Source organism: Streptomyces sp. NBC_01176 (assembly GCF_045039825.1).
Lineage (GTDB): Bacteria > Actinomycetota > Actinomycetes > Streptomycetales > Streptomycetaceae > Streptomyces.
This window is the reverse complement of sequence record NZ_CP108600.1, coordinates 8989439-9001486: the sequence shown is the minus strand read 5'-3', so window position 1 is coordinate 9001486 and position 12048 is coordinate 8989439. Positions and strand designations below refer to the sequence as shown.

The 12048-nt window shown below is 73.4% G+C and carries 11 protein-coding genes and 1 pseudogene; 3 read left to right on the top strand and 9 right to left on the bottom strand.

Annotation, left to right across the window (positions count from 1 at the left end; all coding sequences use genetic code 11):
- Nucleotides 1-62: 62 nt before the first annotated feature.
- From OG199_RS39140 to OG199_RS39130, 3 genes are all read right to left on the bottom strand, one after another.
- Complete coding sequence (locus tag OG199_RS39140; protein ID WP_356800752.1) at nucleotides 63-665, bottom strand: TetR/AcrR family transcriptional regulator; 603 nt, start codon at nucleotides 663-665, stop codon at nucleotides 63-65.
- Between the two features lie 158 nt (nucleotides 666-823).
- Entirely contained in the window at nucleotides 824-2014 is a 1191-nt protein-coding gene (locus tag OG199_RS39135) for an RNA polymerase sigma factor (RefSeq protein WP_405833611.1), read from the bottom strand.
- Complete coding sequence (locus OG199_RS39130; RefSeq protein ID WP_266696584.1) at nucleotides 2014-2361, bottom strand: YciI family protein; 348 nt, start codon at nucleotides 2359-2361, stop codon at nucleotides 2014-2016. The genes OG199_RS39135 and OG199_RS39130 overlap by 1 nt, the downstream gene beginning before the upstream one ends.
- A 111-nt stretch (nucleotides 2362-2472) precedes the next feature.
- Here OG199_RS39130 and OG199_RS39125 point away from each other — a divergent pair, with 111 nt between their 5' ends.
- Nucleotides 2473-3549 carry an acyl-CoA dehydrogenase family protein gene (locus tag OG199_RS39125; protein ID WP_356800749.1) on the top strand — a complete coding sequence of 359 codons (1077 nt, stop codon included), beginning with the start codon at nucleotides 2473-2475 and terminating at the stop codon, nucleotides 3547-3549.
- 532 nt (nucleotides 3550-4081) lie between these two features.
- On the opposite strand, the gene OG199_RS39120 is transcribed toward OG199_RS39125, so the two are convergent.
- From OG199_RS39120 to OG199_RS39100, 5 genes are all read right to left on the bottom strand, one after another.
- Nucleotides 4082-5224, bottom strand: a complete 1143-nt coding sequence (locus OG199_RS39120; RefSeq protein ID WP_405833609.1) for an LLM class flavin-dependent oxidoreductase — start codon at nucleotides 5222-5224, stop codon at nucleotides 4082-4084.
- Nucleotides 5225-5237: 13 nt separating this feature from the next.
- The gene (locus OG199_RS39115) at nucleotides 5238-6407 is read right to left on the bottom strand and encodes an SfnB family sulfur acquisition oxidoreductase (protein ID WP_356800783.1); all 1170 of its coding nucleotides are present in this window, start codon (nucleotides 6405-6407) and stop codon (nucleotides 5238-5240) included.
- A 144-nt stretch (nucleotides 6408-6551) separates the two neighbouring features.
- Nucleotides 6552-7106: an NADPH-dependent FMN reductase gene (gene ssuE, locus OG199_RS39110; RefSeq protein WP_356800747.1), complete on the bottom strand. Its 555-nt coding sequence runs from the start codon at nucleotides 7104-7106 to the stop codon at nucleotides 6552-6554.
- A gap of 35 nt (nucleotides 7107-7141) precedes the next feature.
- The gene (gene sfnG / locus OG199_RS39105) at nucleotides 7142-8266 is read right to left on the bottom strand and encodes a dimethylsulfone monooxygenase SfnG (RefSeq protein WP_356800746.1); all 1125 of its coding nucleotides are present in this window, start codon (nucleotides 8264-8266) and stop codon (nucleotides 7142-7144) included.
- Nucleotides 8267-8442: 176 nt separating this feature from the next.
- Nucleotides 8443-8526, bottom strand: a complete 84-nt coding sequence (locus OG199_RS39100; protein ID WP_351720866.1) for a putative leader peptide — start codon at nucleotides 8524-8526, stop codon at nucleotides 8443-8445.
- A 137-nt stretch (nucleotides 8527-8663) separates the two neighbouring features.
- Here OG199_RS39100 and OG199_RS39095 point away from each other — a divergent pair, with 137 nt between their 5' ends.
- Both OG199_RS39095 and OG199_RS39090 read left to right on the top strand, forming a co-directional pair.
- Nucleotides 8664-9590 (top strand): LysR family transcriptional regulator, encoded by a 927-nt coding sequence (locus OG199_RS39095; RefSeq protein ID WP_405833607.1) that lies wholly within the window; start codon nucleotides 8664-8666, stop codon nucleotides 9588-9590.
- Nucleotides 9591-9735: 145 nt separating this feature from the next.
- Nucleotides 9736-11718 (top strand): annotated as a pseudogene (locus tag OG199_RS39090) (hypothetical protein).
- 53 nt (nucleotides 11719-11771) lie between these two features.
- On the opposite strand, the gene OG199_RS39085 reads toward OG199_RS39090, so the two are convergent.
- Nucleotides 11772-11939 carry a hypothetical protein gene (locus tag OG199_RS39085; RefSeq protein WP_356803679.1) on the bottom strand — a complete coding sequence of 56 codons (168 nt, stop codon included), beginning with the start codon at nucleotides 11937-11939 and terminating at the stop codon, nucleotides 11772-11774.
- Nucleotides 11940-12048: the final 109 nt, after the last annotated feature.

Here is a 12048-nt window from a genome sequence, read left to right as displayed (position 1 = left end):
GGCGGACGTCCACCCGCCCCTCGCCCCGCCTCGTCCGCCTCAACTCCCCTGCGGGATCCGTCTCACCCCCGCCGCGTGGCGCTGTCGCGCAACTGCTGGATACCCAGATCGAGTGCGGCCTCCAGATGGGTCGTCCGCCCGGTGGAGAGCAGCACCACGACCCCGCCCTGAATGCCTGCCAGCAGCGCGGCCGCCGAACGGTCGGCGTCCACGCCCGGACCGATCTCCCCCTGACGCTGCATCGCCCGGACGCCCTCGGCGATCTCGCCCTGCCACTTCCCCAGCAGCTCGGCGACGACCGCCCGGGCACCCGGAGTGCTGCGCCCCAGCTGCGACATCAGCATGTTGAGCGGACACTGCTGCCCCTGTCCCCGATAGCGGGCGATCACCGTGTCGCGCCAGGCCAGCCAGGCACCCCACGACGTGAGGTCGCCCAGTTCGGGCCGCTGGTCCGCCAGCACCTGGTCGGCCTCGAAGCGCGCCACCGCGAGCAGCAACTCCTCCTTGCCGCCGGGGAAGTAGTGGAACAGCTGGCTCTTGCTGGTGCCGGTCCGGGCCCGCACGTCGTCCAGTGTCGTGACGGCGACGCCCCGCTCGCGCATCTCGGCGGCCGCTCCCTCGATGATCCGCCCGCGCGTGGCCGCCCCCTTGGCGGTGAGCTTCACGATCCCTCCCTCTTCCGAACCTGCCCGTTCCCGAACCTGCCGGATTTCAGCGACCGCCGGTTTTCGGAACCTGCCGGTTTTCTGAACCTGCCGGCTTTCTGAACCTGCCGGTCCATTTCCACAGTGCCACCTTCGCACGCCGTGCGGCCGCCCATCCCTCACTCCCTCGCGATGGCCGCCCGGCTCCGTTCGAGGTGGGCGCGCTCCGCCGGGCTCGCGGTCAGCGCGATGGCCGCCTCGTACGCCCGTACGGCCTCGGCGGTCCGGCCGAGGCGGCGCAGCAGATCGGCCCGTACGGCGTGGAACGCGTGATAGCCGTCGAGGTCGAGTACGTCGACCAGGGCGAGCGCCGCCTCGGGGCCTTCGACCTCGCCGACGGCGACGGCCCGGTTGAGGGCGACCACGGGGCTCGGGGTGAGCTCCGTCAGCTGGTCGTAGAGCCGGAGGATCTGACCCCAGTCGGTGTCGGCCGCGGTCGGGGCGTCGCTGTGCACGGCGTGGACAGCGGCCTGGATCTGGTACGGGCCCGGCCGACCGCGGCGCAGACAACGGCGCACCAGGTCCTGCCCCTCGGCGATCAGGTCACGGTCCCACAGGGAGCGGTCCTGGTCCGAGAGCAGGACGAGGGCGCCGTCCGGTGCGGTGCGGGCGGGCCGGCGCGACTCGACGAGGAGCATCAGCGCGAGCAGCCCGAGGGTCTCGGGCTCGTCCGGCATCAGCTCGGCCAGCAGACGACCGAGGCGGACGGCCTCGGCGCAGAGGTCCTCCCGGCCGCCGTACCCCTCGTTGAAGATGAGGTAGACGACGGCCAGCACGCCCCTGACGCGGTCCGGGAGGTCGGCGTCGCGCGGGATGCGGTACGGGATACGGGCGTCGCGGATCTTGGCCTTCGCGCGGACGATCCGCTGAGCCATGGTCGGCTCGGGCACGAGGAAGGCACGGGCGATCTGCGGTGTGGTCAGACCGCCGAGGAGCCGCAGGGTGAGGGCGACCTGGGCGTGCGCGGCGAGCGCCGGGTGGCAGCAGGTGAAGATCAGACGGAGCCGGTCGTCGCGCACGGGGCCCTCCTCGTCCGGTTCGTCCCGCGCGTGGAGCCGTTCGGCCTCGGCGTGCCGGGCCTCGCGCGTCGATTCGCGGCGCAGCCGGCCGACGGCGCGGTTGCGGGCGGTGGTGATGATCCAGCCGGCCGGGCTCGGGGGTATGCCCGACTGCGGCCACTTCCGCAGGGCGGTCGCGAAGGCGTCCTGGACCGCTTCCTCGGCGAGGTCGATGTCGCCGAGGAAGCGGACGAGGACGGCGACCGCGCGGCCGTATTCGGCGCGGAAGACTCCCTCGACGTCCAGAGGCATCAGGCCTCGCCCATGAAGGGCCGCACCTCGATGGGGAGCGTCGTCGCCAGCGTCGCCCTGCGGCCCCACTCCAGCGCCGCGTCCAGGTCGGGAGCCTTGATCAGACAGATCCCGCCCAGGTACTCCTTGCTCTCGGTGTAGGGGCCGTCCGTGACCAGGACGTCTCCGGCCTCGGCCCGCACCACCGTGGCCGTCTCGGGCCCGTGCAGTCCCCCGGCGAACACCCAGGCCCCGGCCTCCCGCAGATCCGCGTGGAAGACCTCGAGATTGTGCATGATCTCTTCGAGCACCTCGGGCGCGGGCGGTTCTCCCTGCGGCTGCATCACGCTCAGCAGGTAGTACTTCATGGTGTGCTCCTTGTTCGTGGGGGGCTCTCGCTCCCGGCGGTCTTCACTGACTACACGAACGGGAGAGCCCCGGATCGACACACGCCACGACGACCGAGGGAGTTTCCTTCGATGACCGCCCCACCGCACCCTCTCGTCTCCCGGGCCCGACGGCTGGCGGCCGAGGTCCTCGCGCCGCGCGCGGAGCGCGTCGACCAGGAGGGCGTGCCCGCGAGCAGCATCGAGGCGGTCAGGAGGTCGGGGCTGCTCGGGGTGAGCGCGCCGGTCGCGTACGGCGGATCGGCCGCGCCCGCCGCGGTGGTCCGCGAGACGGCCGAGATCCTCGCCGGGGCCTGCTGCTCGACCTGGTTCGTACAGGCCCAGCACCACACGCCGGTCCTGACCCTGGCCCTGGCCGAGGCCGGCCTCCCGGTGCGGGAGCGGCTGCTGGGTCCGCTGGCGCGCGGCGAACTGCTGTCGGGGGTCGCCTACGCCCAACTGCGCGCGTATCCCCGCGTCCCGGTGCGGGTGTCGCGCGAGCGGGGCGGCCGGCGCTTCGACGGGACGGTGCCCTGGTACACCGGCTGGGGGCTCAACGACGTGATGCTGCTGGCGGGCGTGACGGACGACGGGGAGGCGCTGTTCGCCTTCACCGAGGCGCGCGAGCAACCCGGTCTGCGGGCGTCGTCCCCGCTGCGGCTCGCCGCGCTGACCGCCTCCCGGACGGTCTCGCTGGAGCTCGACGGTCTGTGGCTGCCCGAGGACGCGGTGGCCCTGTGTACGCCGTACGAGACCTGGGCGGCGGCCGACCGGCCGAAGAACACCAACGCCTCTCCCGCGGTGTTCGGGGTCACAGCGGCGGCCCTCGACCTGCTGGACACCGATCCGCCGGCGAAGGAGACCGCGCGGGTGCTGCGCGCCCGCCTCGACGCGGTGCGGCGGCGGGCGTACGAGCTGGCCGACCATCCCGTGCCCGGCGAGCGGATCGAGGAGCGGCTGGCGGCCAAGACGCTGGCCTACGACCTGATGCGGGCGGCCACGACCGCGGCGGTCGTGGCCGGCGGCGGCCGGGCGATGGACCTGGGCAGCCCGGCGCAACGACTGGCCCGGGAGGGGATGTTCCTGCTGGTCCAGGGACAGACCGCGGCGGTGCGCACGGCGCACCTCGGTGCGCTCGGTGCGACGGACCCGGCCGGCGCGACGGGGTGACCCGGGGGGCTGGGATCAGCCCGGTGCACCGGGCCTGGTGCGAGGGGTCCGGTCAGTTCTACGAGTGCGCCGGATCCGACCGGTGCCGCCGGTCCGCTCGGTGCGAGGGGACCGGGTCCGTGCGGGGGGGCCGGTCGGCGCTACGGGTGCGCCGGGTCCGGCCGGAGTGCCCGGCACGACGGATGACCAGGGCGACGCCGGAGCGCCCGGCACGCCGATGACCAGGGCAACACCCGTGCGCCCGGCACGCCGATGACCAGGGCAACACCCGTGCGCCCGACACGACCGACGACCAGGGCAACACCCGTGCGCCCGACACGACCGACGACCAGGGCGACGCCGGAGCGCCCGGCGGCGTCCGCTTCGTCGGTGCGGCCGGCACGCCAGGTCCACCAGGTACACCAGGTCCACCAGGTCCACCAGGTCCGTCCGGCCTGTCACGCGCCCGGCGCCAGGCCCGCCGGAAGAGCCCGCCCACCAGAACCGCGAAGCCCTCCCGGGCGGTCCCGGCGGTCCCGGCGGTCCCGGCCGCTCAGCTCGTGAAGGGCACCTGCGCCGCGGGCACGGGTGCCGTCGCGAACGGGTGCTGCCACAGGCCCTGCGCGGCGAGGCGCGGCAGGACGCCTTCGCCGAACCAGTAGGCCTCCTCCAGGTGCGGGTAGCCGGAGAGGACGAACTCGTCGATGCCGAGGGCGTGGTACTCGGCGACGCGCTCGGCGACCTCGTCGTGGCTGCCGACCAGGGCGGTGCCCGCGCCGCCGCGGACCAGGCCGATCCCGGCCCACAGGTTGGGGTGGATCTCCAGGCTCTCGCGGCTGCCGCCGTGGAGGGCGCGCATGCGCCGCTGCCCCTCGGACTCGCTGCGGGCGAGCCCGGCCTGCACGGACTTCACGGTCTCCGGGTCGAAGCCGTCGAGGAGCCGGTGGGCCTCGGCCCAGGCCTGTTCGGAGGTGTCGCGGGTGATGACGTGCAGGCGGATGCCGAACCGGAGAGCGCGTCCTTCGCGCTCCGCGAGCCGCCGTGCCCACGCGATCTTCTCGGCGACCTGGGCCGGCGGTTCCCCCCAGGTCAGATACACGTCGGCATGCCGGGCGGCGACCTCGCCCGCGATCGGCGAGGACCCGCCGAAGTAGATCTCGGGCACCGGGTCGGGGAGATGGGCCAGCCTGGCCTCCTCGACCCGCAGGTGCTCGCCCGACAGGTCGACGGTCTTGCCGTCCCACAGGTCCCGGACGATCTGCAGGAATTCGCCGGTACGGCGGTAGCGGGCGTCCTTGTCGAGGAAGTCGCCGTAGGCGCGCTGTTCGTGGCTCTCGCCACCGGTGACCACGTTGAGCAGGAGCCGGCCGCCGGTCTGCCGCTGATAGGTGGACGCCATCTGCGCGGCGAGTGTCGGCGAGACGAAGCCCGGCCGGAAGGCGACCAGGAACTTCAGGCGCTCGGTGTTCTGGCTGACCATCGCGGTGGTCAGCCAGGCGTCCTCGCACCAGGCGCCCGTCGGGGTGAGCGCGCCGACGAAGCCCAGGTCCTCGGCGGCGCGGGCGATCTGGCTCAGATACCCGACCGTCGGCGGCCGGTCGCGGCCGGAGCTGGTGGCCGGGGTGCCGTGGCCACCGCCGACGACATGCCGGCTGTCTCCGTTGGTGGGCAGGAACCAGTGGAAGGTGAGGGACACGTGGGGTCTCCGTTCAGAGCAGGCCGTGGCGGGGAGGCTTGGTGCCGTTGAGCGCGTGGCGGCCGATGTGCTGGATCTTCCAGCGGGCCGGGTCGTGCAGGGTGTGGGTGCGGGCGTCCCGCCAATGGCGGTGCAGATTCAGGGAGTCGAGTGCCGAGCGGGTTCCGGCCAGTTCGAAGAGGGCGCCCGCCACCTCCACGGCGGTGGCGGAGGTGTGCACCTTCGCGGCGGCCACGGCGATGGACGCCTCGGCCGCCGAGTCCTCGGTGAGGTCGTCGCGGGCCGCGTCGACCGCGCGGGCCGCGGCGCCGAGCAACGCCTCGGACGCCCTCACCTGGACGGCGAGTTCACCGAAGCGCTGGATGAGGAGAGGGTCCTCGGCCGCGCTGTCCGCGCCGCTCTCGAACCACGGCCGGCTCTTGGTACGGACGAACTCGGCGGCCTCGGCGAACGCGCCGGCCGCGATCCCCGCGTCGATGGCGGCGTGCAGCAACTGGGCCACCGCGCCGTGGAGCTGGGGTCCGCGGAAGGTGAGGTGGTGCGGGACGACCCGGTCGGCGGGGACGGGTACGGCGTCCAGACGGACGGTGCCGCTCGCGGTCGTACGCTGCCCCATGCCGTCCCAGTCGTCGACGACCGAGACCCCCTCCGCGTCCCGGGGGACGTAGGCGACGTGCAGGTTGTCGTCCTCGGTCCGGGCCAGGACGGGGATCCAGTCGGCGAAGAGCGCGCCGGTGGAGTAGTGCTTGACGCCGGTGAGGAGGTACGAGCCGTCGGGCCGCGGGTCCAGACGGGTGCGGATGTCCTGGACGTGCCGGGTGCCCGCCTCCGACTGGGCGTTGCCGAAACGCCGTCCCGCCAGGACCTCGCCGAAGAAGAACGCCCGCTGCTCCGCGGTGCCCTGACGGCGGATCACGTTGACGTACACGAAGTGGTTCTGCGGGATCTGGGCGAGGCTGGCGTCGGCGGAGGCCAGCAGCCGGAAGATCTCGGCGAGGGTCTCCTGCCGGACATCCGCTCCGCCGTACTCCGCGGGAACGGTGACGGCGAGCAGCCCGGAGGCCGAGAGGCGCTCCAACTCGGCGCGCGGCAGCCGCCGTTCGGAGTCCCGCGTGGAGGCTCCGGTGCGGAACTCCGAGGCGAGCGCGGCGGCGACGGCCAGGGCCTCGGCGTCGTCGGCGATGACTTCGGCGGACGTGTGGCCTGGCGTGTTGTCACCCTGTCCGTCGAGGTCACACTGCCCATCGAGGGGTGCCGCCCCGCGGGGCACGTGGCCGGGTGTCGTCAGGGCGGACACGTTTTCGGGCGTCGTCTGCGCGGCCATGGGTCAGCCCGCCGCGGCCAGCAGCGGTGTGCGGCCCAGTGCCGCCGAGAACTGGTCGACCACCTGGGCCAGGGCTTCGGCCGTGCCCGGGGCCAGGGTGACGCCCCCGTCCTCCCCGGTGGTGATGTCCTTGTCCAGGGTGAACCAGCCCTGGACGATGTGCGCGGCGCCCATGGAGTTGAGCACCGGCCGCAGGGCGTAGTCGAGGGCGAGGACGTGCGCGGTGCTGCCCCCGGTGACGAGCGGCAGGACGGTCTTCCCGGTGAGCGCGTACTGCGGGAGCAGGTCGAGGAGTGCCTTGAGGACGCCGGAGTAGGCCGCCTTGTAGACGGGGGTCCCGATGACCACACCGTCGGCGCGAGCGAAGAGTTCGGTCGCCTCGACGATGGCGGGATGCTTGAAGTCCGCGCCGAGCAGCGCCTCCGCGGGGATCGTACGGACGTCGAGCGGGATCACCCGGTGCCCCTGCGCGACCAGGCGGCCGTCCAGGTGGCGCAGGAGTTTCGCGGTACGGGACGAGACGGAGGGACTGCCGGAGACGGACAGGACGGTGGCCATGGGCCCTCTTTCGTGAGCGGCGTACGGGATGGGTGTCAGACGTGCGCGGGGACGTACTCGGGCTCGTCGTCCGGCAGCCCGGCCTCCAACTCGCGTACGAGGGGCAGCACACGGCGGCCGAAGTACTCGACCTCCTCGTGGTAGTGCAGGAAGCCGAGCAGGAGGAGGTCGACACCGAGGCGCTTGTAGGCGACGATCCGCTCGGCGATCTGCTCCGGGGTGCCGATCAGCCCCGTACGGAAGCCGTCGTTGTACTGGATCAGGTCCTCGAAGCGGGAGTCCTGCCACATGCCCTTGCCGTCGGCGCTGGACTGTCCGGCCTGCTTCACCGCGGCTCCGAAGCCCTCGACGGCCTCCGTGTCGGCCCGGGCGACGATCTCGCGCAGGGTGTCGCGGGCCTCGGCCTCGGTGTCCCGGGCGATCAGGAACCCGTTGAGACCGAACCGGGGTGGCGTGCGGCCGGCCGCTTCCGCCGACGCCCGTACGTCCGCGATCTGTTCGACGACCCCGTCGAAGTCCTTGCCGTTGGAGAGGTACCAGTCGGAGACCCGGCCCGCCATGGCGCGGGCGGCGGTGGAGTTGCCGCCCTGGAAGATCTCGGGGTGCGGCCGCTCAGGGGTGTGGAGAGGCTTGGGCTTCAGCGTGAAGTCGCGCAACCGGTAGAAGTCACCGGCGAGTTCGGTGTGGTCCTCGGTCCAGATCTGGCGCAGGGCGCGGATGAACTCCTCCGAGCGGCGGTAGCGCTCGTCGTGCTCCAGCCACGGTTCACCGAGCGCGGTGAACTCCCCCTTGAACCAGCCGCTGACCACGTTGACGGCGAAGCGGCCGTTCGACAGGTGGTCGGCGGTGGCGCCGAGTTTGGCCAGGACGCCCGGGTGCCACAGACCCGGGTGGACGGCGGCGATGACCTTCAGCCGCTGGGTGGCCAGAAGCAGGGCGAGACTGAAGCTGGTCGACTCGTGCTGGAACTCGGCGCCGTAACTGGCCATGTAGCGGACCTGGCTGAGCGCGTAGTCGAAGCCGTTGTTCTCGGCGAGGACGGCCAGTTCGCGGTTGTAGTCGTATCCCCAGTCGGTGCGCTGCTCGATCGTGCTGGTGACCAGGCCGCCGCTGACGTTGGGCACCCAGTAGGCGAAGCGGACGGGTTCGTTTGCGGACACGGAGGACTCCCGGTGTGCGGAGAGAGGGCATGACGAACGGAGGCCCGGCGGGTCACGGGGACCGCGGGCGGACAACGGCATGCGGCAGGGAGCGGAGAAGGCAGCGGAGTGCCCCGCGGGGAGAGTTCACCTGCGGGCGGGCGGCCTGTGCGAAGGGGACCCTACCGTCGGGATCGTCAGGCTTCGCGACAACAGAAGGCGCTGGAGACACGCGCGAGGTCGACGTGGCGTCGTCGCGTGAGGTCCGGCTGCTTCTTCATGTGGCCGATCGTGGCAGCCGCCGGTCCGGACCGTCAAGGAACGGCGGGCCGGTCTCGCATCCCGGACCGGCGAATTTCACGAAGGCGTGACAGGGCATCCCTTGAACCGCCCGCGGCGCCGGCCGCATTCTGCTGGGATGCGCACGGAGCAGCTGGAATACATCGCGGCGGTCACCCGGCTCGGCTCGCTGCGCCGGGCCGCCGAGGAACTCCACCTCTCGCAGCCCGCGCTGAGCGAGACCGTACGGAATCTCGAGCGGGAACTCGGTGTCGACCTGCTGGAGCGCAAGCGGTCCGGCGCCCGGATGAGCGCCGAGGGGCGCGAACTGCTGCCGCACATCATCAACGTGCTCGACGCGGTCGACCGGCTGCGCGGTGCGGCGGGCGAGCAGCACCGCATCAGCAGGATGGTCCGGGTCGGCACCGTGAACGCGGCGACGGTGCCGCTGCTCATCCCGGTCGTCCGAGGGTTTCGCGCGACGCACCCGCAGACGCAGGTCGAAGTGGTCGGCGCCCAGCAGTCGGACATCCACCGGGGCCTCTCGGAGGGCGGTTTCGACCTGGGGCTGGTGAACCATCTGGACGGCGACGACATGCCCGCCGACTTCGAGACCACCGAACTCCTGCGCGGACGGCCGGTGGTGTGCGTACGCCCGGACAGTCCGCTGGCCGCGTCGGCCGCCGTGTCCGCAGCCGACCTCCTCGACGGGCGCGAGCCCCTGATCGCGATGCGCTCCGGCTATGTCATGCACCGCTACCTGCACCGGTTCCTGGAGGGCCGGGGGCCGTCCCTGTCGTACTCGACCGACGGCGCCGAAATGGGAAAGCTCATGGTCGCCGAAGGCCTGGGCGCCACCGTGCTGCCCGACTTCAGCGTCATCGGCGATCCCCTGGAGCGGTGCGGCGCCCTCACTTACCGGCCGCTCACCGACGGCACGACACGGGTCCTGCTGATGCTCCGGCGCCGCAGGACGGACTCCGTCCCACGCGCCGCGGGCGACCTGCACGACGCGTTCGTGCGCAGGTCCGCGGAGCTCGGCGGCGGTCTCGCACCACCGGCCTGAGCCGAGCCCGCCCGACCACGCCCGCCCGGGGGCGCTCGGAAGCGCTCGGGAGCGCTCGGGGCGCCGTGCTGTGACCATCCGAGGGGTCCCTCGTTTGACGGATCGGCGTGACAGGACGCCGGCTCCTTCGGAAGGCATTCGTTCCATGCCCCTCCCCCCGTTCACCCGGGCCGTCCGCCGCGGCAGGACCGGACTCGACCGGGCCGAGGCAGCCCTGATCGAGGAGTACGGCGACCTGGTGCGGCTGGCGTATCTGACGCTGCCGTCGTCGCTGAGCAGGCACCGTCGCATTCTCCTGGCGCACTCCCTGGTGCAGCGGTCGCTGCCGGGCACCCGGAGCGGGCGGCCGGGTCCCCTGGTGCCGGCCCCGCGGGGGACGGCGCGGCGGCCCGTCCCCGAGAAGGACCGCCTGCGCGGTCAGGTCGTGCGCTCCGCCCTGGCGCACGGCCGCTCCCCGCGCGGCTGGCCCCGCGGACTGCCGCCGCCCCGCACCGTCCTGCCCACGCTGCCCGTCGTCTGGGGGCTGCGGCTCTTCCCGCGCGCGGGCGGGGCGGAGGAGATCGCCCTGAGCCAGGCCCTGGCGGGTACGACGCCCGCGGGGCGCGCGGCGTTCGTGCTGCGCCGGGCGGACGGGCTCGCCGACACGGCGGTCGAGGCGTTGCTGCGCGCGGCGGGCGTCGCCGACCCCGAGGGCGCCCTGCGGTCGGCGAACCGTCTCGACGAGTCGGCGGGCGCGGCGGCGCGGACCCTGCTCACGTCGAGGGAGTTCGACGCCTGCTCGGTGCGGACCCGGCCCACGGATCTGCTGCGCCGCAGACGCCGTGTGCGGTTCCTGTGGGCCGCGCTGACCGCCGCCGCGATCACCGGGTTGATGCTCTCGGTCGCCCGCCAGGAGGCCGCGCCGCCCCGGCCGGCCACCGGCTCCCGTCCCGGCGCGGGAGTTCCCGGACCCGAGGACCTGGTACGCACCGCCGGGGACGTCTGGGCCGACACCTCCCGGGTCGACCTCACCGCGTGGCCCGCACGGGGCGCCCGCGCGAACGACCGCGCACTGCTGGCCAGGGCGCTGTCCACATGGAGCCGGCCCGCGCCCGCGCTGCGGGTCACCACGACGCCGGGCACCCCGACGGACCCTCCGCCGCGCTCGCCCCAGCTGCTCTACGCCGGGAACGTCGACGGCGACGCCGTGGTGCTCCTGTACGACGGCCGGCGGGTGGTGCGCTACAGCGAGCCGCTCGGTGCACCCGGGCGCGGTGCCCTCGCCCTGGCGCGGGCCGACGACGCGGACGTGACGACCGCCGCCGCTCTGGTCGTCCACCGCGGAGCCCGCGGCGCGCGATATCTCCTCGCTCCCTGGATCGCCGAGGCGCGCAGCCGTGACCTGTTGCGCCCCGACTCCCCCGCGCGGCCGGTCGGCGTCGCCCGGGACGGCGTCACCGTGCCCGTTGCCGCTCCCACCAGGAGAGCGGCCTGCGACAGCCGGCCCGTGCTGCAACTGCGTTCCTCCGCCCGCGTCGTGGAGAAGCACGCGTTCCTGTTGACCGACCTCGGCGAGCTGTCCCCGGTGCACCTCACGTACACCCCGCTGCCGGGACACGGGAGCCCTCCGGCACGCCTGCCTCGCGAGGCGACCGGCGGTCCGGCGCTGCTCGCCTAGGCCCACCTGGCGTGTGGACTGGAGGAGTTGCGGGGCACGGGCGTCCGGGCGGTCAACGCCTGGGACTTCGCCGAGCAGGAGCTGCCGGAGCGGGGCGGACACGTGGTGTGGGCGTGTACGCGGGTCTCGACCTGGCGCGGGCCCGGTGACGTGGAGCTGGTGCTGCGTGCCCCGGCCCCCTCGGCGTCCGCTCCCGCCGAGGTGGTCGGCCGGGCCCGGTCCACCGCGGCCTGCGGCAGATTCGGCCGGAACGTGGTGGCCGACGTCCACTGGCGTGCGCGCTCCGGTCACTGGTACCTGCTGGCGGCCGGCAGCCGGGCGGTCACCCGTATCGACGTGACCGGCGAGGTGACGGCCCGGCAGCAGGGCCGGACGCTCGCCGTCCGCGCGCCGCGGGACTCCCGTCTCCGGGTGTCGGCCCGCCTGGGCGACGGCACCTCACTGGAACCGGTCGCTGACCCAGGCCGGTGAGGGGGCGACATCGTGAACGCGACGTGGCCCGCCGGCCGGGCGTGGCGGGTCGCTCAGTCCTCGTCCCCGGCCGGCACGACCACCAGGAAGGCGTCCGACTTCAGGTCCATCACCACGGTGGCCGGCTGACCCTCGGTACGGCGTCGGGCGGCGTACTCCTCCGCCGTCCAGGAGCCACGCGGGGACCCTGCGGGAAATCGTTCCAGCACCTTCGCGCCCATAACGGCGGACACCTCCAGCTCCGGCTTTCGACTCGGACCGCCGAGTCGCCTGGAATTCACTTGCCCGTGATTCCCGTGGACATGTCCAGAAGGGCCGGGGCGACCTCAG